Source organism: Methylocaldum sp. RMAD-M, from assembly GCF_017832375.1.
Lineage (GTDB): Bacteria > Pseudomonadota > Gammaproteobacteria > Methylococcales > Methylococcaceae > Methylocaldum.
The window spans coordinates 1-21,404 of the sequence record NZ_JAFIBZ010000039.1 but is presented as its reverse complement, the minus strand read 5'-3'; the positions used below and the strand labels follow the sequence as shown (position 1 = coordinate 21,404).

Below are 21,404 nucleotides of genomic sequence, written 5' to 3'. Positions count from 1 at the left end.
TTATTGAATGCGAGCCTTGTTGCCGGACTGAACGGCACTGATCAGGGCAGCATGCAGCTTCAGCAGATAGTCATCGATGTCGAACTCCGTTTCCAAATAGCCTTGCGCAAACTCGGCCGCCCGAATGGTTTTAGTAGGCTTGATGACTGGAGGTGGCGGTGGAGGCGGGGCTATGCTGCCACCTTCTGTGCCCGTTTTCGGCTTTGTGACCGGAGGCTTACAGCCATCAGCGATCACGGCCATCGCTTCATCAACCAGTGCGCTCCCTCGATTCTGAAGATATTCAATCTGCGGAATGCTGCCCTGCTCGGCGATCTTCAACTTCAGTTGCTGCAGGGGGAGCAGCGCCTTGTTTCTCAAGTCTGCATCCGCCTGCGCCTCGTCGAGCACCTTGATGACTTCGGCAAGATTCGCCTCGATGGCCTTAAGCGCCTGTTCCCGTTTCTCGCTCACCAGGCGCGTGTTGACGGTATCGATCTTCTGGATACAGCCGTCGATTTGATTGATCTGATGATAGGGCGCCGGGTTGTCCCGAATGCCGTTCAGTTCTGATAGCGCGGCCCTGGCCGAAACATCCTCATCCAGAGCCGTCTGGTTGGGAGCATAGATGGCCAGCGCATCGAGCATCTTGCGCCAACTCGTGATCTGGGTCTGATAAAAGCTCGTTACGTCATGCACGGCATCGGCGGTGTCCAGCCAAGCGTCTTTCCGATTGTTCAGAGCTTCGAGAAATTCGTAGCTGTCACGTATGGCCAGTTGCTTGCCGATTTCCCCCAACGCCTCTTCGATGGCCTTGAGACCGGGATAATGTTTCTGGGCAGCCAGTTCTTTGTAGCGGTTGAGGTCGGCCTGCCATCGAGCGAGATTCTCGCGGAAATTTTTGATCAAACCGTCCTCGTCATCGCGGGGCACCTGAGAAAACAGATCTCGGTGCAAATCGCGAGCTTTCCTGAGATTGGCGGCATCCATCTTCCTCCGCATCAGAATGGACACTTGCTTGAAGCGGGCCGATTTGCTCAGAGGATCGATGGCGGCCCTGGGCTCAAGATCCGCGCCTTCGAGCATCAACTTGACTTCCCCGGCCATGAACAAGCGGGCCACTAACAAAACGATTTCCCATTCCGGTTTCCAGCCCCAGGGCGCTTTCACGAAGCGATCGACAATGTCGGACAGCAGCACCCGGTTCTGAGTCGTGGCGAGCTTCAGATAATCGCGAAGTTCCGCCAAGGCTTTGGCATTGCCTTCCTCGCCGTCGAGCGCCAGCGAACTCTGACCGATGTCATCCGCTGTGAGGACGGCCCGGATTTCGGCGAGAGGATCGGACTGACGGATCTTTATATAGGTCAGCTTGGTGTAGGTGTTGGAGATCAGGTAGTTGATCGTGTCATCGAGCAATGACAAAGGATGCGTTGCCTTGCTCTGAAGCTTCTGGCCCAGCGCGTAGACATCGCCGGTGGTCATGAGCTCGCCGAGCTGGGCCACCAGGCGCGCCCGGCGCTCGCGGTTCTCGTCCTTGCGGTTGCCGAGAATGCTCTTGAGCGACGGCGTGGCCGCATCCATTTTGGGACCGCCAATGTATTTCTCGATCTGAAGATACGTGCGCAGCTCGGTATCCAAACGCTCGCCCTCCGCCAAGCGGAAGATGGCCTTGCCGCCGCCTTCGGCACTGCGGCCGATACAGCGAGCCTCTCCCAGCATCTCGTAGTCTTCGCCGAGGGGCGTCAGCACTTCAAGGGTAAGTTCGTGGCCGGCCTGCCGCCAGGGCACCCCATCCAGCACGCGGTTGAAGTCGTAATCGGCCTTGGTCTCGCGGTGGCGCACCCTGGTTTGCCCATTAAGCATGTCGTCGAAAATCAGCTCAGAAAGCAGTCGGGTCAGTTCTGCCGAGGAAACGTCGACGGCCTTGATCTCCTGAGTGACATCGCGCTCCTCATTGGTCAGAAAGAACCAGAGATCGCCGTTCCGGCTGATGAGGTTCTGCCGCTCCAACCGATTCAGGCTGTCCTCGATCCGGCGTTTCAGCGCCAGCTTGTCGGTATCGATCTCATCCACGCACAAGGTTGCGAGATTGTCGACGTTGGGCTTGAGGATGTCGGCGATATAGCGAATTAGAAACAAAACCCGCAACAGTTTACGGTCGAAGGGCTCCAGCGCCTCGTTCTCGTCGGCCTGGTCGATGGCTCGCTTGACCGCCGTGTCGAGGAAGCTTTCGATGGACGGGTAAAAATCAGCCAACGGAACCAGCGCATTCAACCCGCGTCCGGCGTTGCGCAAGGCGGCCGACTGGAACGCATCCAGCAATGAGCGCTCGCCGCGCGAGAGATGTAGCCCAGTCGCGCCCACTTTGCGAATGGATTCGAAGATTTTCTGTAAAAGCTGGAATTGATATGGCGCGAACGGGAAATGGGCGGCAAAGTCATCAGCGTCGCGAAAGCCCGGGAGCGTGACCGTATTTCCGATGAACGAAAGCTGATTATTGAGGATGTCGCCCTTCTGTTCGAAGATCCGTTTCAGTTCGTCCTCAGCCGGCGCGGTCTTTTCGAGCAGACGCTTGGCAATGACCTCGTCTGTATTCGAACTCGATAGCGAAAGCCGAGTATGAAAACGGCCCTGAATCTTGGAGAAATCCTGCGAGCGAGCCTTGTTGGCCTCGCCAATGGCGGCATCGATATCCTCCTGACTGGTGACCACCACCCAAGCGCGGCCTTGGCAGTGGGTGCCCAACTCCTCGGTGATGGTTTGCAGGTTCAGCATCAACTGCGTGTTGTTGCCGATGAACTGCCCGACCTCATCCACTAGAAACACGATGCGATGGCCGACACCTTTGGCGTCCAGATACTCGCGCACGAGCTTGGCGAACTTCTCGATGGTCACGCGGTAGCTGTCGCGAGCGTTGTCGAACCAGGTGGCTGCCGAGGTCTCGCTCATGCCGAGCGCTGACGAAAGCCCGTGAATCACCTCATCTCTCATGAAATCGACGGCATCGCGCTGCGACTCCCAGGAATCGCCCGCCCGCTCCGCGAAAACCTGGCGGAAGCGATCGTAAACGCCTTTCGAGATCAGATAACGTTCCATCTCAGCGATGTGTGGCGCATCGCCGCAGAACCCCTGCTTCTCGTTGAAAACCCGAAGGAAGACTTGCAGGATAGCGTCCTGATCACCCTTGCTGGCCTTGGCGTCGATATTGAAAAGCACGACATCGGTATTGGCGATCACTGCCCGCCTGATATCGGCGAGGAGCATGGGATCGTCGACCTTGTCGCCGAAGAAGTCCGCTGCGCGTCGGTGCTCCCCGCTTCTTGGGTTCTCGGCATCCAAGTTCGCCAGGAGATAGCTCAAGATCTTGATGAAGTGCGATTTTCCGGAGCCGAAAAAGCCCGAGACCCATACTCCGATACGAGCGGCCAGAGCGCTGTCGTGCGGGCGATCGAATGAGGCCACATACGCATCGAAGAACCGCCGCAGGTGCCGGTCGAGTTCCTTGGTGACGACGTATTCGTCGAGTTCCTGCCAGATGGACTCCGGGTCCTTTTGATCCGCTTTGACGACGCCATTGATCGCCCGGTCGATGGGTTTTAAGAAAATCTCTTTGATTTGCATGGTTTCGTTTCTTTTTCGAATTACGCGACCAGCCGAAAGGCCCGGTAATAATGATCATCGCCTAGGCGATTGAAGAGGCGCAGCGACATGCCGTCGTAGCGGCCTGGATAGAACATTACCAGTGGCTTATCCTTCATGAGCGGGTGCAGCGCGGAAAGCAGCGTGTGCGTCCGTAGCATGGGATACACCGCACCCACGCCCGATAGAAGCACCAGGTCGGTATTGTCCAAGTCGATGGTGGTAATCAGGCGCTGGGCGAGCTTATCCTCCTTGAGCACGGAGCGCAGCGATGCCAAAACGGCGTCGTCGCCTTTGTCCCGCTGCATCGCAATGGCCTTATCCAGGAGCTTGCGCTCTTCCAGAACACCGATCGCCAACTCGAAGAGGTTGATGGTGACCGCACGGATCGGCGGCTGATGTTTCGCAAGGCGAGGCTCGATAACATCTCGAAGAAAAGCCCGCATCTCCATCTCCCGCTCCGGCGGGTAATCGAAGATGTAGAAGCCAATCTCGTTTCCCAACCCTTTGTTGTTCAGCAGTTCGGTGGAGGTCAATCGGGGAAGAATTCGATTGAGACGTTCCTCGAATGTCTCAACCATCACCGAAGCTCCATGCATGACAACACATAATTTTCATTATGGTCGACAAGATATCGGCGCACGTCCGGGTGAAGCATGGGTGGCGTTAGCTGTTTATCGCGAGTCGATTTAATAAAGCGAGCCTCGGCAAGAATCCGCGCAACCACTTCAGAGAGCTTTTTCTTTGTCGAATCACTCCATTGAGCAATCGACGGATCGCGCTGAGCACAGTCAATCATGAAATTATCCCAATCGCGCTCATTTAGCTTCGTCTCAAGATGGCGTAGATGTCCACCGACGATCTCCCGCATGAAATCCCCCAATAGTCGACTATGTTTGATCGAAGCCGCGAGCAGCATCTGCAAAGCGACTTCTGGCTCACGGGTTGAAATCATAGACCATGCCAAATGGTCTACCGTTTGCAAACGGTTACGAATCAGTTTCGCTTGCCGTCGAGCCGTGGCCGGCGATTTTTTTTGAAGTAGGTTTTCCACCCGCAGTGCATGTGCCCACTGTTCGTCGGTGGGATTAGAAAGCAGTAGCGCTGCAACGCGGCGACTCTCGGGCAACATCAAAGAACCAGCCGAGATCTCGGCGTTATACAAAGCCATAACAAAAAATCGAAAATTAAATAACTTAGGCGTTTACGAGCGCAAGAAAGCCCAACCGTATTGATGGATTGGAGCGACGATATCTCATTCGTTTGGACTTAGCAGTTGGTCAAAACGAAGGCAGCGACCTAACACGGGCAATTTTAGGTGAGTCAAGTGGGGAACCGCGAGCCAGATCAAGTTGATACACCTGATGCGCTTCGCGGCAGGAAGGCTGTATGTTCTTGTCAAGACAAACAATTGCGCTATGAACCTCAGAACTTGCCGCTTCAAAAGCCGTTGACGATAAGCTCTGACAGCCACTTCTGGCTTTGGCTATCATTGTTCGTCAGCACTATTCCAGAACAACCACCAATTTAGCATTCACCGCAACAAGCTGAGGCTTTCGAGAAGATGACTTGCGATACTGTCGTTCTTGAATGGACTTTTTCGCCGCCCGACTATTTTGAACACAGATTTCAAATCAATCGTGACGGTTATTCAATAGTCGTCGAAAATGGAACGGCCGAGGCACGTATCGATCCAGCCATTTATGATGATGAACACAAAATACGGGATCGCCTTCATGATGAGTTGAATAACCACTTCCTTGGTGTTCAGCTACTCACGCATCAACCTTATGACTTATCGAAGTCGTCGATGTATCGACTTTATGCTGACGGTCGAAGAGACGTCAACGTGTTTGTTGAGTCAGCAGTGATAGTATATTCGGGCGGCACTCCGGATATCGTCATTACCGACAGCAAAGGACAAGTCGTTAGCGATACCCGACAAGATCGTATTGAAAGCAAACGTGAACTAGCCGCGTTGTCCGCAAGTTGTTCTTCGAGAGACTCCCTGGCCGCTTCACTGTTAGCCAGTTATCACGCGGCCGTAACTGATCCCGAAAATGAATTCTTGCATCTCTATGAAATTCGAGATGCTCTTTCGAAGCATTTTGGTGGAGAAAGCAAAACTCGTTTAGCACTCGGCATTAGCAATACAAAGTGGAGCGACTTTGGACGCCTCACTAACAATACGCCTTTAAAGCAGAGCAGACATCGTGGAAAGTTCGCAGGGGAAACGCGAACCGCAGCGGATACCGAACTCCAAGAAGCACGAGATATTGCTCGTGAATTCATTGAAGCCTACTTGCGCTATCTACAGCAGCAAGATGCTCCAACGAATAGTGCCGATCCGAATTACGATGGGTGAGAAAGGGAGGATCGCTCCCCTTCTTATCGGCCACTGACTTTAAGTAGCCAAGCTATCGGAACAGCTTTTTTCGTTCATCGAGGTAGCCGAACGGAGTGTCTTTAGAGGCTATCCCAGCTTTGCCAAAAGATGTTCCGCATGAAGATGCGTGTAGCGTCTAAGCATGCGCGGATCACGATGACCGGTAATTGACGCCACTTCCATCATGCTCAAGCCTCGCTCGAAAAAACGTGACGTCGCTTCATGTCGTAGGTCATGAAAGTGCAAATCCGGAATATTGGCGCGTCGACATGCTCTTGCAAAAGCTTGGGTCACACTGTCCCTTTGAACACCCCAGACAAAACCATCAATGCGATGCGGCAATTTATCCAGGATTTGGATTGCTCGGGTCGATAACGGTATATAACGCCGCTGGTCCGTCTTCGTCTCTGGAATCAGCAAGATTCGACGTGGTCGATCAATGTGCTGCCAGCGCATGGCAACAATTTCGCTGCGACGCATGGCAGTCTCTAGCGCGAAGACCACGATCATTTGAACAACCCCGGTGCGTAACAAAGCCTTTAGCAGGCGCGCCTCTTCGTCAGGGCCTAGTCTTCTTTCCCGCCCTTGTGGAAGCTTCGGGTTAGAGATGTTGGGAACATTGTGCGGCAGCAAAATCCCCCATTCGCGGTGGCACTTCTTCAAAACTCGGGTCAGAAGTCCGAGCTCGTGTTTAACTGACTGCGGCGAAAGCTCTTTAAGGCGCTTATCACGGTATTCAGCCAAAACAGCGCAGTTGATTGTTGCGATCGGCAGATGCCCGAGAACAGTATCGATGTGTTTGAGGCGGGATCGTTCGCTTTTTGCCGAACGAAGATTTGGCAATACTTCTTGATCATATCGATCAATAGCCTGATGAAGCGTTAACTTTTCGGCCAGGCTGAAATCGACAAAAATACCGCGACTGATTTCCGACTCGACCGTGTTCGCCCACGTTAGAGCGTCTGATCGACGATCAAAAGTTTTTGTGATGGGCTTGCTGCCGTTGCGCCGGATTTGCGCTTCCCACCGATTGCCGCGTTTTCGCAGAGTGGCCATCGTTTACCTCACTGTGGCAAAAGTGTGGCAAACAAGGCTTTTGGAAGGCATCAAAGGTTAGCTTATACACCTAACCTTTTGTTTCAAATGGCGCGCCCGAGACGACTCGAACGTCCGACCTTTGGCTCCGGAGGCCAACGCTCTATCCAACTGAGCTACGGGCGCATGCCGCGCATTTTACAGGAATCAGGATCGGTTTAATAGACTTCGGACGGCGGCAAAGCTGTCCATGGCCCGTTCTTTTTTCTGTTCGGGATCGAGCGCGCGCCGTTCCGGCCATTCGAGCTCTTCTTCCGGCAGTTCGTTCAGAAAGCGGCTGGGCTCGCAATCCACGATTTCGCCGTGGCGTTTGCGATGCGTGCAATAACTTAAAGTCAGATGCTTCTGCGCGCGGGTGATGCCTACGTAGGCCAGGCGGCGTTCTTCTTCGATCGTGTTTTCTTCGATGCTGGTCTGGTGCGGCAATAGATTTTCCTCCATTCCGACCAGATAGACGTACGGGAACTCCAATCCTTTCGCCGCGTGCAGCGTCATCAGGTTGACACGGTCGCCGGCGTTTTCTTCCTGGCTGCGCTCCAGAACGTCGAGCAGCAGAATTCGGGAAACGACTTCCGCGAGACTCTTTTCTTTTTCGTCGTCCTTGGCGATGCGTTTGAGCCAATCGATCAGTTCGCGTACCTGTCCCATCCTGCGGCGGGCGGCGTCTTCGCTGTTGCTGGTCTCCCTCAGCCAGTTTTCATACCCGATCTTGACGATGAAATCGTCGATCACGGCGAAGGTGTCGCCGCGCTGGGCGCGATCGGCGACATCGGTAATCCATTCGGCGAAGTGGCGCAGGCGCTGGATCGCCGTCTCGCCGAGAGACTGCTGAAGCCCGAATTCGAAGCAGGCCGAAAACAGACTGATATGGCGCCGGTTGGCATAGGCGCCGAGTTTTTCCAGGGTTGTCGGCCCGATCTCCCGGCGTGGAACGTTGACCACGCGCAGGAACGCCGCATCGTCGTCCGGATTCACCAGCAATCGCAGATAGGCCATGATGTCCTTGATCTCGGCATAGCCGAAGAAAGACATTCCGCCGCTGATGAAATAAGGTATGGCGTGCTCCCGCAACGCGCGCTCGAAGAGCCGCGACTGGTGGTTGCTGCGATACAGGATCGCGTAGTCCTGAAAACGCGTGCCGTGGCGGAACTTGTGATGCAGCAGGTCGGAGGCGACCTGCCGCGCTTCGGCGACTTCTTCCTTATGCGTGAGCACGCGCAGCGGATCGCCGTATCCCAGCGCACTCCACAGGCGCTTTTCGAATACGTGGGGGTTGTTGGCGATGAGCTTGTTGGCGACCTTCAGGATCCGTCCGGTCGAACGGTAGTTCTGCTCCAGTTTTATGACCTTGAGCCGCGGAAAATCGCGCTGTAGCTGGGCAAGATTTTCAGGTTGCGCCCCGCGCCACGCGTAAATCGACTGATCGTCGTCGCCGACCACGGTAAAACGGCCGACTTTGCCGGTCAGCAACTTAACCAATTCGTACTGGGTCAGATTGGTGTCCTGGTATTCATCGACCAATAAATAGCGTATCCGGTTGCGCCACTTGTCGAGGATGTCCGCATGCTCGTGAAACAGGAGCACCGGAAGAAGAATCAGGTCGTCGAAGTCGACGGCGTTGTAGGACTTCATGTGCCGGACATATTCGGCATAAAGCTGCGCCGCGGGCTGTGCATCGCCCTGCCCTTCCGCGATAGCCCGCTCGGGGGTCACGAACAAATTCTTCCACCGGCCGATGCGCCAGATATAGCTTTCCGCCTCGTCGATATCCCAGCTTTCCGAGCCGTGCTTGATGAGTTCCTTGGTCAGCGCCAGGCGATCGTGCTCGTCAAAAATGGAGATATTTTTCTTGAGGCCGAGCGCGCCGTGCTCCTCGCGCAAGATTTCGAGGCCCAGCGAATGGAAGGTGGACACCGTCAGGCCGCGCAAATCCTTGTCGGAAAGCAGCTTGCCGACGCGGCTCTTCATCTCCCGCGCCGCCTTATTGGTAAAGGTTAGAGCGGCGATGTGCTTCGCCGGGGTGCCGTGCTTGACCAAATACGCGATTTTCTCGGTGATCACCCGCGTTTTGCCGCTGCCCGCCCCCGCAAGAACGAGCAAGGGACAATCCAAAGTGGTCACGGCAGCGAGCTGCTGCGGATTCAGTTGAGAGACCATCAAACGGCCGAAGAGATACGGTCGAGCCGCCGGAAGCCAATGGCTTCGCTGAGATGCGGAACGGCGATTTTGTCCTCGCCGGCGAGATCGGCGATGGTGCGAGCGAGTTTCAGAATGCGGTGATAGGCGCGATGCGACAATCCGAGCTTTTCGGTGGCCTGCTCGAGCAGTCGGTGTCCATCGTCGGTCAATTGGCAGTAATGCTTGACTTCTTGAGGCGCCATCGAGGCATTCGGCTTTCCGGTCCTCTGCAGAGCCACTTCCCGAGCCGCGATCACCCGCCGGCGAATGTCGGCGCTCTTCTGCTCTCCGCCGGGCGCGCCATGACGCAACATTTCTTTAGAAACGCGCGGCACTTCTATGTGTATGTCGATGCGGTCGAGCAAAGGTCCGGAAATCCGCGCGCGATAACGCTGAACCTGCTCCGACGTGCAGCGGCAGCGTCCGGAGGCGTCGCCCAAATAGCCGCACGGACACGGATTCATCGCGGCGATGAGCTGAAACCGGGCCGGGAAATCGACCTGGCGCGCAGCACGGGAAATCGTGATACAGCCCGTCTCCAACGGTTCCCTCAAAACCTCGAGCACCTTGCGGTCGAACTCCGGTAACTCGTCGAGAAAAAGCACGCCGTTATGAGCCAGGGAGACTTCTCCCGGCTTGGGATTGCCGCCGCCGCCCACCAAAGCAGGGGCCGAAGCCGTATGATGCGGCGAACGGAACGGAGGAATGCGCCAGCGTCTCGGATCGAAAGGCAAATCGCTGACCGATCCGATGGCTGCGCTTTCCAACGCTTCGTCGTCGGTCAAAGGCGGGAGAATACTCGGAAATCGAGCCGCCAGCATGGATTTGCCGGTTCCCGGAGGTCCGAGCATTATCAGATTGTGTTTTCCGGCGGCGGCGACTTCCAGGGCTCGCTTGGCGTGATAATGCCCATGCACGTCCGCGAAATCGGCGAGTTCCTCCAGGCCAACCGATGCCCCCTCGTTCGATTCGAACGGGAGCTGTTGCTGGCCATTCAAATGAGCGCATACCTCGAGAAGATGGTGTGCCGCGAGAATTTTCGCACCCTCTGCAAGAGCCGCTTCGCCCGCGTTTTCCTTCGGCGCGATTAACGTACGCCCCGCATGCTTCGCCTGAATCGCGACCGGCAATACCCCGCTGACGGGGCGCAATTCCCCGCCCAGAGAAAGCTCACCTACGCACTCGATCTCCCGGAGAGCATCGCTCCTGATTTGTCCCGACGCCGCCAAGATGCCCAGCGCGATCGCGAGATCGAACCGGCCGCCTTCTTTCGGAATGTCGGCGGGCGCCATGTTCACGGTGATTCGCTGGAGGGGAAATTCGAACTGACAGTTCAGAAGCGCGCCCCTGACCCGATCCTTGCTTTCTTTCACCGCGGTTTCCGGAAGGCCGACGATGGAAAGGCTCGGTAAACCGTTGGAAATATGCACCTCGACGGTGACTAACGGCGCTGCGATACCTTGCCTGCCCCGAGTGAAAACGACGGCCAGGGACATGAATTCCTCGTCCGTTCGAATTATCGATTGACGATCTGCTTTTCCAGCTCGGCGACTTGAGCTTCCAGTCGTTCCAACTGCTCCCGCGTTCTCGCGAGAACGGCGGTCTGCACGTCGAATTCTTCCCGGCTGACCAAATTCATCTTGGCGAACGAGGCTTGAAGGATTGCGCGGAAATTCTTTTCCAAATCGTCCTGCAATTTGAGGAAGTCGGACGGTACCGCCTCGGCAAGGCGCCGAGCGAGATCGTTTAGAGTGGTTTTATCAAACATATTGAAAAGCATAGCCGAGTAACGCGGTGAGCGTCCAGTCGGACGCACTCCCGTCGATATGCACCGTCAGAGTGCATGCCAAATCAGACGCTCCGTGATGGTGCATTTTTAGCGTCTGCCATCTTGACAATTTCATTTTTTGCCAAGCCCACCGCACAACATAAAGCTTGGCACAGGTCCTGCTTCTTGGTCGAAGAACGCCTCAACACTGAGCAGGGCTTCGCCGGTTCAGCGTCGAATCGAAGGCGGCGTCCGCACATTCTATAGGAGAACTCTCGCATGAAATTTGTGACCGCGATTCTAAAACCGTTCAAATTGGACGACGTCCGCGAGGCATTGTCCGATGTAGGCATTTCCGGCATCACCGTTACCGAGGTGAAAGGATTCGGCCGACAGAAAGGACATACCGAATTGTACCGGGGCGCTGAATACGTCGTCGATTTTCTGCCCAAGGTCAAGCTCGAAGTCGCGGTAACAGACGAGCAACTGGAAGCCGTGATCGATGCCATCTCCAAAACGGCCAATACCGGAAAAATCGGCGACGGCAAAATATTTGTGCTCGACCTTGAGCAAGTCATTCGTATCCGTACCGGTGAAACCGGAGCGGAAGCCCTTTAATCAAGGAGAAAAACAACATGAAACGAATCCAGATCGCCCTTTTCCTGTTCATGTCGCTGTGTTTCACAGGAATTGCATTCGCCGAAGAAGCCCCCGCTCCGGTCCCCGATAAAGGAGACGTCGCCTGGATGATCGTAGCCACCGTATTGGTTATTTTGATGACCATTCCGGGGCTGGCCTTGTTCTACAGTGGCATGGTCCGCGCCAAGAACACGCTGTCCGTTCTCATGCAGGTGTTCGTGATTTTCTCGCTGATGGCGCTGTTATGGGCGATATACGGCTACAGCATTGCGTTTACGGAGGGAAACGCCTTCTTCGGCGGGTTCAGTAAACTGTTCTTGAAGGGCGTGACGCCGGAATCGCTCGCCGGTACGTTCAGCAAAGGCGTCTATGTTCCCGAATACGTCTATATCGTATTCCAAGCAACTTTCGCGGGTATCACCCCGGCACTGATCGTCGGCTCGTTCGCCGAACGCGTGAAGTTTTCCGCAGTACTGCTGTTCATGGTTTTGTGGTTCACGTTCTCCTATCTTCCGATGGCCCATATGGTCTGGTTTTGGGCAGGCCCGGATGCGTACACGGATGCCGCCGCCGCCGAAGCCGCCGGCGCGACGGCTGGTTTTCTTTTTCAAAAGGGAGCACTGGATTTCGCCGGCGGTACCGTGGTGCATATCAACGCCGGCATAGCAGGACTGATCGGCTGCCTATTGATCGGCAAGCGCATCGGCTACAAGAAGGAATTTATCGCACCTCATAGCGTAACGATGACCATGATCGGCGCATCGCTGCTTTGGGTCGGCTGGTTCGGCTTCAACGTCGGATCGAACCTGGAAGCCAACGGCATCGCTGCGCTAGTCTTCGCCAATACCTTGCTCGCGACCGCAGCAGCGACCTTGGCCTGGATGTCGGCCGAATGGCTCGCTCGAGGCAAGCCCAGCATGTTGGGTGCCGCATCGGGCGCCGTCGCCGGGCTCGTCGCCATCACACCGGCCTGCGGCTTCGTTGGTCCTATGGGCAGCATCGTTCTCGGCCTGATTGCCGGTGCCGTCTGCTTCTGGGCGGTGACCAGCTTGAAAAACATCTTGGGCTATGACGACTCGCTCGATGTATTTGGGGTTCATGGCATCGGCGGCATCATCGGCGCGTTGGGAACCGGCATATTCGCCTCTCCCGACCTCGGAGGCGCCGGCGTATACGATTATGTGGCCAATGCCGTCGGCGAATACGACATGATGGCCCAGGTCATCAGCCAGGCTTGGGGCGTGGGAACCGTCGTCATCTGGTCAGGGGTGGTCTCTCTCATCGCCTACAAGATCGTGGACATGCTGATAGGGCTTCGGGTCACGGAAGAGATCGAGCGTCAAGGGCTCGATACGACCGAACATGGAGAAACCGCCTACCATCTTTAATTTGGCAGCCTCTTGTCATGTCTATAGCGGGCGTCTTCGGACGCCCTCTTTTTTGCTACCGGCGCGATTCGAGCCCGATCAACGGGACAAAATCCAATTCCGGAGATTGGCCGCATTCATTGCGCCCATCGCCCGATCGACCTCTTTTCCGCCGTCGAACATCAATAGAGTGGGAATGCTGCGAATATTGAATCGTCCCGCAAGAGCGCTTTCCGAATCGACGTCGACCTTGGCAAAACACACTTGCCCAGCCAATTCGCTCGCCAACTGATCGAGCACCGGCGCCATCATTTTGCACGGTCCACACCAACTCGCCCAAAAATCCACTACGACAGGCAAATCACTTCTTCCAATATAGGTTTCGAAATCCCTCTCGGTCAGATTTGCCGGCTGCCCGTTAAGGATTTCTTGGCGGCAACGCCCACATTTCGGACGATCTCTAATCCGCTCCGGCGAAACGCGGTTTACGGTCATGCAGAAAGGACAGACGATGTGCATATCTTCACTCCGATTCCGCTTCTGCTATTCGTCTTCTAAATCGCGATCGGGGTTCCAGCCCAAGGCTTTTGCCCGAGCAATCGCCTCCTCCTGAATGCGCAGATATTTCTGGAGAAGCTCCTCCGGAAAGTTGTGCACCGAAAATCCGTACTGGTCCCAGGTTTGCTGAACCTTTTCCCACAAGTTCTCGATGCCCCCCGCTTGCCATCCCTCACAGGTCTCGGATTCAGGAATCAGCCCGAATGCCCAGGCGTCCCGAATGATGCGGCCGATATCCGTCATACCGCCGTAGCGGTCATTATGTATTCCGACATACGGTTCATTATTTTTCATGCCAATGCACAGATCCCAGTCAAAGGGCCATTCTACAAAGGTCCAGGATGAAGTACAGCATGCCGGCGCCGGTCGCCTTCTTCACCGGCAAGAATACGACGCTCAAGCTTGAAACGGTTTCACGAAAGTCAATTAAAAGGCGAAAAGGACATCGGCAATCTCAAGGTCAGCTTGACGTCCTGCGCATCTTCCGTGGCTCCGATGCTTACCGATAGATTTAGGCTGGTGTCTCTGGTGAGTTTGAACGAATACCCCAAAAGGAACTCCCCGATATCCAAACTCGATCCGGAAACGGATTCTCCGTCCACTTCCGTATCGAATACGTGCTTATGCGAGTATCCGATGCTGAAGGATGATCGTTCGTTAATGCTGAACCCCAACCCGAAGCTTGCTCCTATCGAGTCGCCGGGATCGATCGTTCCGACATCCTCATCAGTCTCGAGGGTGTAGCCATAATTGAGATTTGCGTAAAACACGGCCGGATCGGTCGGGTAGAGCGCCGTAATACTCGGCTGAACACTAACGTAACCCGAGCCGGTCGGGAGCTCTGTCGGAAAGCGGGCGCCCGGCACACCCTGAGCCAGCACATAGTCCACATCGTAGGGACTTTTTCCTGTGGGAATGGTAGTTGCGAGATTTCCCACGAATATCGGCCAACCGTTGGCTCCGCCATTAAACTGATACCGTGCCGTAAACTCGATATCGCCCAAACCGGATCCATCGGCATTGAAGGTCTCATCCACTCCGGCACCGATTGAAACAGCTCTCGATCGCTGCATGTCCTCTCTGTAAAGGAAAGGTACGCGGCCACTGATTTCGAGGCGATCGGTTACGCCGTACCGGCCGGTAATCGCACCGATAAACGTATGCCGGTCGATTTCTCTAAGATCGATCAATCCGATGGCAATGGCCGGAACAAACGTAAACGCGTCAAGAAAAACCCGATTGTTGCTCGCGTAGTTGTATTCCAGCGATGGCTCCACAATCAGGTGGCCCTTCGGCGTCAACACGCCGCCTACGGTCTCCGAGATCCTGGGCAGTTCCGGGGGCTTCGGCTTCGCCTCCGGTTCCGGAGCTTGTCCGACCGGACCCTTGGGCATAGCCGGCTGTCGGTTATCGGCAACTTTGACGGGACCGGGAGGCTGGTCCTTGATTCGTGCTGCTTGTGCCGTACCGGGGTTTGTTGCAGTCTGTTTGGCGGGCGCACCGCCGGCTATACGTTCGAGCTGGTTTTGCAGGGTTTGAAGCTTTCGTTGCTGATCCTCGAACGCTTTCTTCTGAAGATCCAGTATCCGTTGCTGCTCGGCTAAGGCCCGCCGCAACTGCTCGATTTCGCTGCCTTTCGCCGCGTCACCGGCAGCCTTTTTGCCTTGAGGCACAAGAACGGCTCTCGATTTTCCCGCACTCTTAACGCCCGGCGCTTGGCCCGCACGCGCCGCCAATGCGGGCTTCGGAAAATCCACCAGAAGCTTGGGCGAAGCCCCATAGGAAACCGGCTCCCAAAACTGGGTAAAAGTCGCGGGCTGTTTTAAGTCGACGATCAGGCGCGAATCGTCATCGCTTTCTGAACCACTGATTACGCGCGAAAACAGGGGATGATCCCGAGGAGGTTGGGGGAGTGTTCTGCTGATTCGGCCGCCGGGAAACTTGATAACCAAGCGATCCGGGCCATCCAAAAAGGAAGCTTGCACCGAGACATAATCCGAAGCCGTTATCTCGAGCCTAAGCGCATCGACCGACTCTCCATACCTTATATCGGTGATTTCCGCTCCCAAACAGTCGGAAACTAGAAATACCCCAAAAATCGAGGAAATAACTAGTACACGCACTGACGTACCCTCCCTGGGTCCATGTCTTATTTTTGTGACGTAACAGAACGTACTTTAATTTGACTGGTTTGGCAAGTTATTTTCGAAGGATATGCGTGTACCAATAAAGCCTTGATTAAAAGAAAAATAGCCCTGCCCGCCATAAATAAATGACGGGAATATCTTGGACGCAAAGGAAATGCCTCGACGATGATCTAAGTCTTTCATGTCGTGAGGCGTTAAAGATCCGATATCGGCCCAAATCATGCGGCAGATATGGCGGTATAAATCATAAGGCGTATTTTATCAGTTCATCACTAATATATTATTCGATAATAAACAAACATATTTAGATGATCCAACAATAACTTATCCGGCGACATGCTCAACGCCGGGAACCGTAATGGAATGCTTTTCCATCAAGCGATATAGCGTCACGCGGGAAACTCCGAGCCGGCGTGCCGCGCTGGTAATACTTTTGGATTCCGACAACGCAGACATCACGGCTTGTTCGACGGCTTGCGCTTTTATCTCTCTAAGCGTTCTTCCACTGAATTTCGCCGGACGGGATAGCCCCAAATCCACCTCGGTAATCAGACGACCTGTGGAAAGAACGGCAGCTCGATTCACGCAACTCATCAACTCCCGCACGTTTCCAGGCCATGAATAATCGAGAATTGCCGAAACCGCTTTTTTCGACAGACGCTTCGAATTCCGCCGCTTCCCCTGATTAAATCGATCGACGAAATATTCCGCGATTTCAGCTGCGTCGGTATCCCGTTTTCTTAACGGCGGTACATCGATCTGCAATACATTGAGACGATAAAACAAGTCCTCTCTGATTACGCCGGCAGTCACCGCTTCTCGCAAGTTCGGGCTTGCCGAAGTAATAATCCTTACATCTATCGGACGTGATTCTTTAGAACCGAGGGGAGTTAACTCCTTTTCCTGCAAAAACCTTAACAGTGAGACTTGCCCCAACGGAGAGAGATTTTCGATTTCGTCCAAAAACACGGTACCGCCAGCTGCGGCTTCGAAATGCCCTACTCTCTCCTCGACCGCGCCAGTAAACGCTCCCTTGTTATGGCCGAAGAATTCGCTTTGCACTAGCGTGTCGGGAATGGCGCCGCAGCTCACGGCGATGAAAGGTTTTTCCGCCCTGGACGACAAGCCATGGATTGCCCTCGCAATGAGTTCCTTGCCCGTCCCGGTCTCGCCGGTAACGATTACCGGCTCATCACTCCGGCTGATTTTTTGGACATTTTCATAGACCAGCGACATTGCTTTACTGGACCCGATCAATCCAAACCTCTGATTGATCGCTAGACGAAATTCTCCGCGACTGGCCTCCGCCAGTTTTGCCGCGCCGTAAGCGTGCCCAAGCGAATATGCCAGTCTACGGACATCTACGGGGGTCGTATGAAAATCGAAAAAGAAAGAGCTCAAAAAAGAGGCGTGCTCAATAGAACCCATACTCCCTGGATCGACGATCGCAATCCACTCGGTAGACGAGCTTTCATTGATTACTTCCAATAGCCCGCTTTGCGTTTCCTCACTGAAACTTGCATCGAGCAGGACGACACCGACATAGATCTTGCTCGATCTGAGATGCCTTATCGCATCTCGCGTATCCATCGAGATGTGAGCCTTCCAGCCCTTTTCAGCGAGACTCTTCGCCAGACCGAGCGAGTCAGCCCAACCCGGCTGAAGCAAGATTAAATCCCTAGAATCGCCCCAGGCCTGATTGGCCGGAAACACCCTTTCGATTCGAGAAATCCCAGCTGTTAGTTCCATCTGTTTTCCCTTCCTTTTGATTATACAACACAGGACAATATTCCCTATTATTACAAGAACCTATGTAATTATATCTCCCTATAAATAAGCCGCTGCTTTAGATATTATGGAGCAAACCCACCGCCGTACGGTCCAAAACCGTTAAAATCCATACCCTTAACATTTGAAATGGTTAAATCGATGGACCGCATCATAGTTATTATCTGATTATCCATAGTATTTTGAATAACTGCCATGTTGTTCGTCCCAGCATCCGACATCGCGAAATTGTTGGGACCATTATTTACGGCCACTCCGCGCAACTGATCGATGGAAAAATCGTCGGCCAGCGCGAAACGGTCCGAAAACTGTTCTTGTCCATTGACAAATACGGATGTGGCCAAGGATAAGTCAACAACCATCCCGTTGTCCAACACAAACCCGGCACGCAACTCATCAAGCTCTGCGTCCTCGGCCGCTGTCCAGCCGGGAAGCGACTCAACGCCTCCCTGCCCACTTGCCGCACAGATTTTTATTGCTTGAGGGATCGAAGCAAGAAAGATGACACTCAAAACCAGCCGCATGACATCGAATTTCTTCGATGCTCGAACATCCTTGGCCGACATCATGATATTACTCCTTGTTTCTAAAAATCATATCTTCCCGGTTGTAGCAGGTTGAAGGAGGCGAGACTACCATTATCGACTGCCATACCCAATGGGGCTTTCGGACTCAAAGCCCATTCTTCACCGCTGTTGAAATATTTGCCCGCAATATTCTTTTTATTTCGAATAACAAAAAGGATGCGGTTGTCCCATAATTCTCTAAACGTCTGAAGATCCACCCTTTTCAAACCCATGGCCGGATCTCCAAGCAACACAGCGGAGTCGTTCGTGCCTTTTATGATGACGAAGTGCAAATAGCCCTTATTATTGATAATAGTAATCGCGGGCACCTTCGCCTGAGCCAGCTGCTCCAAGCCGATTTTGTAACCGTCAGCCTTGTACCCTCGGCGTTCGAGGTATTGTTTCATGTCCAGCAAGGAAAAACCTTGCTGTTGTATTCTCTGCTGGTCGCCATGCTCCCACATGTCGCCGAAGACTTCCAATTCGCCGACCGTATCTTCGTAATGGAATGACAGCAAACTCGCCAGCGCTGCCGAGCCGCAGCTGAAATCATACTGCTGCTTCAGAATGGTCTTGAACCGTCTCTCCGCGTAGCTCGTTGTGCCGATGTTATAGAATCCCGGCCCCGCCACTCCATCGAAAAACTGCACGGAGCCGGCGCGAACCTCCGACACCGTGCTCATAACACAGAGAACGAGCAAAAGACTTGAACGAAAAAGACCGGTACTTTCGCTCATGGCGTTATGGTGACGTTGACGTCCGTGAGATTTTGAATGATTACGTTGTTTCCGGTGTTTTGAATGACCGATATGATTCCGCCAGCATCGGTGAACGCGCTGCTATCGATACTGTTATATGTGGTCATATTACTGGTATTTGCAGTGTTACCAGCCATTGTCGCCTTGAGCGCGCCGCGGGCGAACGCCAAATCGTCCACGCCCTCGCGGGCCCGCTCCTCGCCCAAATCGCCGCTCCCAACCGCCGCATACGATTCGGAAGCGAATGCGACTTCGTCGTCGAGACCGCTTGCTTGGCCGGTCGACCAAAAACAACTGACGAGAAAACATAGGCTTCCAAGCAATCCTTTTTTCATCGTTCACACCTTCTTTCCTTTAGGCTTTGGCAGAGAGCCGGTGAGCGTTTCGGCGCTCACCGGTACCCTAATCGGCTGTTATCTCGTCAATTTCAATTGTTGACGTTCACGGTGCCAAAAACATTGGTGCTTTGTTGAATCAACGAGGCGTGGCCCAGGTTTTGGGAGAGCTGAACGATACCGGCGGCGCCGTTGGCTGAACCGTCGATGCTGTTGGATGAAGCCGCAACCGGCACCCCTGCCTGGACAGCGACACCGACCGGCACTACAACCACATGCTCGACTTCCCCATCTAGCTCGACCTTGGTACTGTTGTCGATCTCCACTTCGCCGCCCCTATGGACGTTAAAAGCATTCCCGTCGCCGGCGACCGAAGCCGAATTTACCTCGATCTCCCCGCCATTCTGCGCGCTTAACGCATTCCCGCCACCAGTGGCCGAGGCCGAGGTATAGTCGATCTCACCGCCGTTCTGGGCAGCAAAAGCATCCCCGCCAGCGTTAGCCGTTGTGTTTTCGCTCTGGTCGCGAGTTGCCGTGCCCCCGTTGTTCGCGGCTACACCGTCGTCCTCGGCCTCAGCTTCGCTGTTGTCGGCAGAGGCCGTGCCGTTGCCGGCCGCGGCAACAGAACCTTCGTCCTCCGCCTCAGCTTCACCAGCGTTGGCCGTGCTCCCGTTGTTCGCGGCAGCAGAGTTTTCGTCCTCGGCCTCAGCTTCGCCAGCGGTGGCCGTGCCCCCGTTGTTCGCGGCGGCAGCACCGTTGTTCTCGGCTTCCGCTTCGCTTTGGTCGTTCGTCGCGTTCCCGTTGACCGCAGCAGCGGAATCCTCCTCGGCGTCAGCTTCGTAGCTCGCGTCCACCCCTACATTAAAGCTGTTGTCATCGGGATCGATTTCCACGTCAGCCCATGCCCCCGACGAGAAACCCAATGCCAGGCTGATACCGACCGCCAACAAAGTCTTATTGAAGTTCGTCATCGTATGTCTCCTTAAAGTCAGTGGTTACCGGGCTGAACTCCAGCTCTGACCCGGAGCGTTCTTCCAAACGCTGCCATATTCCCAACAATTTTCGTACCACGGCGTCATGTCGTTGTTTTTACAAATTTTTTCGAAATGACGCAGTCTCATTTTTGTAAATGTAGTGGAACGTCCGGCGTCCCCTAGCGGTGCTTCGAAACCCAGTTTCTTATGTATCGTAACGAGCAACTCCTAGCGGAAAGCCCTATCCGATCGGCCGTATACTATTGATAGTTCAATGATTTTAGAGTGCAGGTAGCGCTGATACTGGCGTTTCCAAGGAATGTAAAATTTTCTGACACCGGAGTCTCCCGCCAATTTTCGCGGGTAAACATCACGGCTTGAGAACGACATCAATCTGTCGCACCATTCGCAGTTAAAATCGACTGCGTTTTTTTGTCCCTAAAAAGATAAAGCCCCCGAACAACAGGAGCACCTCAGACATGAAAAGTTACCGTAAAGAACTTTGGTTCGAAGCACCGAGCCGGATCGCTTTTATCAACATTACCCATCAGGTGGAGACATGTCTGAGAGAAAGCGGAGTGCGGGAAGGTCTCGTTTTGATTAACGCCATGCACATCACGGCATCGGTCTTCATTAACGATGACGAGTCCGGTCTGCATCGCGACTTCGAAACCTGGCTCGAAAATCTGGCTCCGCACGAACCGATCAGCCGCTATTTCCACAACCGCACTGGCGAAGATAATGGCGATGCCCACTTGAAACGGCAGGTCATGGGCCGGGAAGTGGTCGTGGCGATTACCGGCGGACAGCTCGATTTCGGCCCGTGGGAGCAAATTTTTTACGGCGAGTTCGACGGCCGCCGCAAGAAGAGGGTTTTGGTGAAAATCATCGGCGAGTAAGCCGATCAACGACGGTGGAAGCGAATTTCGGTTCCCATGGGAGGGGCAAAGGCCGATAGGCCGTGCCCCATCCCCGGCATCGATGGGCTAGCGGCGCTTTACTCGCCCGGAAAGCCAGGCTGGGCCTGTTCAGGTTGACTATGAGCCTATCCCAGTAGGCCGTTCGCCCTGAGCTTGTCGAAGGGTTTCTTGAGCCTACTGGGATAGGCTCTAATACTACAGCCGCAGTTGTTGGTCTAACAAGCATGGTAATCGACTGAGGAGACTGCCATGCAAGACTCGATACGACAGTGGGACGCGGAGCTGACCGCACTGCATGCGCGGATTG

General features: G+C 54.5%; 19 protein-coding genes and 1 tRNA gene. 4 read left to right on the top strand and 16 right to left on the bottom strand.

From position 1 onward, the window contains the following. Genes brxC through JOD69_RS22420 form a run of 3 tightly spaced genes read right to left on the bottom strand, consistent with a single transcriptional unit; the run spans position 1 to position 4,789 of the window. Positions 1-3,600, bottom strand: coding sequence for a BREX system P-loop protein BrxC (gene brxC / locus JOD69_RS22430; RefSeq protein ID WP_210024304.1), 3,600 nt, complete (start codon positions 3,598-3,600; stop codon positions 1-3). Between the two features lie 20 nt (positions 3,601-3,620). Then, positions 3,621-4,199 (bottom strand): DUF1788 domain-containing protein, encoded by a 579-nt coding sequence (locus tag JOD69_RS22425; RefSeq protein WP_210024303.1) that lies wholly within the window; start codon positions 4,197-4,199, stop codon positions 3,621-3,623. Next, the gene (locus JOD69_RS22420) at positions 4,199-4,789 is read right to left on the bottom strand and encodes a DUF1819 family protein (RefSeq protein WP_210024302.1); all 591 of its coding nucleotides are present in this window, start codon (positions 4,787-4,789) and stop codon (positions 4,199-4,201) included. The genes JOD69_RS22425 and JOD69_RS22420 overlap by 1 nt, the downstream gene beginning before the upstream one ends. Positions 4,790-5,182: 393 nt before the next feature. Between JOD69_RS22420 and JOD69_RS22415 the strand changes: the two genes are divergently transcribed. After that, positions 5,183-5,983 (top strand): hypothetical protein, encoded by an 801-nt coding sequence (locus JOD69_RS22415; RefSeq protein ID WP_210024301.1) that lies wholly within the window; start codon positions 5,183-5,185, stop codon positions 5,981-5,983. A gap of 108 nt (positions 5,984-6,091) precedes the next feature. Here the strand turns inward: JOD69_RS22415 and JOD69_RS22410 are convergent, their stop codons facing one another. The 5 genes from JOD69_RS22410 to JOD69_RS22390 form a co-directional block, all read right to left on the bottom strand. Further along, complete coding sequence (locus JOD69_RS22410; RefSeq protein WP_210024300.1) at positions 6,092-7,060, bottom strand: site-specific integrase; 969 nt, start codon at positions 7,058-7,060, stop codon at positions 6,092-6,094. Positions 7,061-7,148: 88 nt separating this feature from the next. Next, positions 7,149-7,225: transfer RNA gene (locus JOD69_RS22405), tRNA-Arg, on the bottom strand. Between the two features lie 21 nt (positions 7,226-7,246). Beyond that, positions 7,247-9,256, bottom strand: a complete 2,010-nt coding sequence (gene rep, locus JOD69_RS22400; protein ID WP_077732332.1) for a DNA helicase Rep — start codon at positions 9,254-9,256, stop codon at positions 7,247-7,249. After that, the gene (locus JOD69_RS22395) at positions 9,256-10,773 is read right to left on the bottom strand and encodes a YifB family Mg chelatase-like AAA ATPase (RefSeq protein ID WP_086135629.1); all 1,518 of its coding nucleotides are present in this window, start codon (positions 10,771-10,773) and stop codon (positions 9,256-9,258) included. The genes rep and JOD69_RS22395 overlap by 1 nt, the downstream gene beginning before the upstream one ends. Positions 10,774-10,793: 20 nt before the next feature. Beyond that, positions 10,794-11,045 (bottom strand): accessory factor UbiK family protein, encoded by a 252-nt coding sequence (locus JOD69_RS22390; protein WP_077732357.1) that lies wholly within the window; start codon positions 11,043-11,045, stop codon positions 10,794-10,796. Positions 11,046-11,324: 279 nt separating this feature from the next. On the opposite strand from JOD69_RS22390, the gene glnK reads away from it, so the two are divergent. Together glnK and JOD69_RS22380 are read left to right on the top strand one after the other, a co-directional pair. Beyond that, complete coding sequence (gene glnK, locus JOD69_RS22385) at positions 11,325-11,663, top strand: P-II family nitrogen regulator (RefSeq protein WP_077732330.1); 339 nt, start codon at positions 11,325-11,327, stop codon at positions 11,661-11,663. 17 nt (positions 11,664-11,680) lie between these two features. Next, positions 11,681-13,072, top strand: a complete 1,392-nt coding sequence (locus tag JOD69_RS22380) for an ammonium transporter (protein ID WP_077732329.1) — start codon at positions 11,681-11,683, stop codon at positions 13,070-13,072. 78 nt (positions 13,073-13,150) lie between these two features. Here the strand turns inward: JOD69_RS22380 and trxC are convergent, their stop codons facing one another. From trxC to JOD69_RS22340, 8 genes are all read right to left on the bottom strand, one after another. After that, positions 13,151-13,570 (bottom strand): thioredoxin TrxC, encoded by a 420-nt coding sequence (gene trxC / locus JOD69_RS22375; protein WP_077732328.1) that lies wholly within the window; start codon positions 13,568-13,570, stop codon positions 13,151-13,153. Positions 13,571-13,594: 24 nt separating this feature from the next. Beyond that, positions 13,595-13,903, bottom strand: a complete 309-nt coding sequence (locus JOD69_RS22370; protein WP_077732327.1) for a hypothetical protein — start codon at positions 13,901-13,903, stop codon at positions 13,595-13,597. A 128-nt stretch (positions 13,904-14,031) separates the two neighbouring features. After that, positions 14,032-15,732: an AMIN domain-containing protein gene (locus JOD69_RS22365; RefSeq protein ID WP_077732326.1), complete on the bottom strand. Its 1,701-nt coding sequence runs from the start codon at positions 15,730-15,732 to the stop codon at positions 14,032-14,034. Positions 15,733-16,080: 348 nt separating this feature from the next. Next, complete coding sequence (locus tag JOD69_RS22360) at positions 16,081-17,505, bottom strand: sigma-54 dependent transcriptional regulator (protein WP_077732325.1); 1,425 nt, start codon at positions 17,503-17,505, stop codon at positions 16,081-16,083. A gap of 104 nt (positions 17,506-17,609) precedes the next feature. Continuing rightward, the gene (locus tag JOD69_RS22355; protein ID WP_086135628.1) at positions 17,610-18,113 is read right to left on the bottom strand and encodes a hypothetical protein; all 504 of its coding nucleotides are present in this window, start codon (positions 18,111-18,113) and stop codon (positions 17,610-17,612) included. A 17-nt stretch (positions 18,114-18,130) separates the two neighbouring features. Then, complete coding sequence (locus tag JOD69_RS22350) at positions 18,131-18,847, bottom strand: C39 family peptidase (RefSeq protein ID WP_205780879.1); 717 nt, start codon at positions 18,845-18,847, stop codon at positions 18,131-18,133. Further along, the gene (locus tag JOD69_RS22345) at positions 18,844-19,203 is read right to left on the bottom strand and encodes a hypothetical protein (protein ID WP_086135627.1); all 360 of its coding nucleotides are present in this window, start codon (positions 19,201-19,203) and stop codon (positions 18,844-18,846) included. Before JOD69_RS22345 ends, JOD69_RS22350 begins: the two co-directional genes overlap by 4 nt. Before the next feature lie 92 nt (positions 19,204-19,295). Next, positions 19,296-20,174, bottom strand: a complete 879-nt coding sequence (locus JOD69_RS22340) for a hypothetical protein (RefSeq protein WP_086135626.1) — start codon at positions 20,172-20,174, stop codon at positions 19,296-19,298. Positions 20,175-20,656: 482 nt separating this feature from the next. On the opposite strand from JOD69_RS22340, the gene JOD69_RS22335 reads away from it, so the two are divergent. Then, complete coding sequence (locus JOD69_RS22335) at positions 20,657-21,076, top strand: secondary thiamine-phosphate synthase enzyme YjbQ (protein ID WP_077732321.1); 420 nt, start codon at positions 20,657-20,659, stop codon at positions 21,074-21,076. The last annotated feature ends 328 nt before the right edge of the window (positions 21,077-21,404 follow it).

Excerpts from the sequence above, each read along its gene's own strand:
- brxC (WP_210024304.1), bottom strand. The coding sequence starts at position 3,600 with ATGCAAATCAAAGAGATTTTCTTAAAACCCATCGACCGGGCGATCAAT.
- JOD69_RS22425 (WP_210024303.1), bottom strand. The coding sequence starts at position 4,199 with ATGGTTGAGACATTCGAGGAACGTCTCAATCGAATTCTTCCCCGATTG.
- JOD69_RS22420 (WP_210024302.1), bottom strand. The coding sequence starts at position 4,789 with ATGGCTTTGTATAACGCCGAGATCTCGGCTGGTTCTTTGATGTTGCCC.
- JOD69_RS22415 (WP_210024301.1), top strand. The coding sequence starts at position 5,183 with ATGACTTGCGATACTGTCGTTCTTGAATGGACTTTTTCGCCGCCCGAC.
- JOD69_RS22410 (WP_210024300.1), bottom strand. The coding sequence starts at position 7,060 with ATGGCCACTCTGCGAAAACGCGGCAATCGGTGGGAAGCGCAAATCCGG.
- rep (WP_077732332.1), bottom strand. The coding sequence starts at position 9,256 with ATGGTCTCTCAACTGAATCCGCAGCAGCTCGCTGCCGTGACCACTTTG.
- JOD69_RS22395 (WP_086135629.1), bottom strand. The coding sequence starts at position 10,773 with ATGTCCCTGGCCGTCGTTTTCACTCGGGGCAGGCAAGGTATCGCAGCG.
- JOD69_RS22390 (WP_077732357.1), bottom strand. The coding sequence starts at position 11,045 with ATGTTTGATAAAACCACTCTAAACGATCTCGCTCGGCGCCTTGCCGAG.
- glnK (WP_077732330.1), top strand. The coding sequence starts at position 11,325 with ATGAAATTTGTGACCGCGATTCTAAAACCGTTCAAATTGGACGACGTC.
- JOD69_RS22380 (WP_077732329.1), top strand. The coding sequence starts at position 11,681 with ATGAAACGAATCCAGATCGCCCTTTTCCTGTTCATGTCGCTGTGTTTC.
- trxC (WP_077732328.1), bottom strand. The coding sequence starts at position 13,570 with ATGCACATCGTCTGTCCTTTCTGCATGACCGTAAACCGCGTTTCGCCG.
- JOD69_RS22370 (WP_077732327.1), bottom strand. The coding sequence starts at position 13,903 with ATGAAAAATAATGAACCGTATGTCGGAATACATAATGACCGCTACGGC.
- JOD69_RS22360 (WP_077732325.1), bottom strand. The coding sequence starts at position 17,505 with ATGGAACTAACAGCTGGGATTTCTCGAATCGAAAGGGTGTTTCCGGCC.
- JOD69_RS22355 (WP_086135628.1), bottom strand. The coding sequence starts at position 18,113 with ATGATGTCGGCCAAGGATGTTCGAGCATCGAAGAAATTCGATGTCATG.
- JOD69_RS22350 (WP_205780879.1), bottom strand. The coding sequence starts at position 18,847 with ATGAGCGAAAGTACCGGTCTTTTTCGTTCAAGTCTTTTGCTCGTTCTC.
- JOD69_RS22345 (WP_086135627.1), bottom strand. The coding sequence starts at position 19,203 with ATGAAAAAAGGATTGCTTGGAAGCCTATGTTTTCTCGTCAGTTGTTTT.
- JOD69_RS22340 (WP_086135626.1), bottom strand. The coding sequence starts at position 20,174 with ATGACGAACTTCAATAAGACTTTGTTGGCGGTCGGTATCAGCCTGGCA.
- JOD69_RS22335 (WP_077732321.1), top strand. The coding sequence starts at position 20,657 with ATGAAAAGTTACCGTAAAGAACTTTGGTTCGAAGCACCGAGCCGGATC.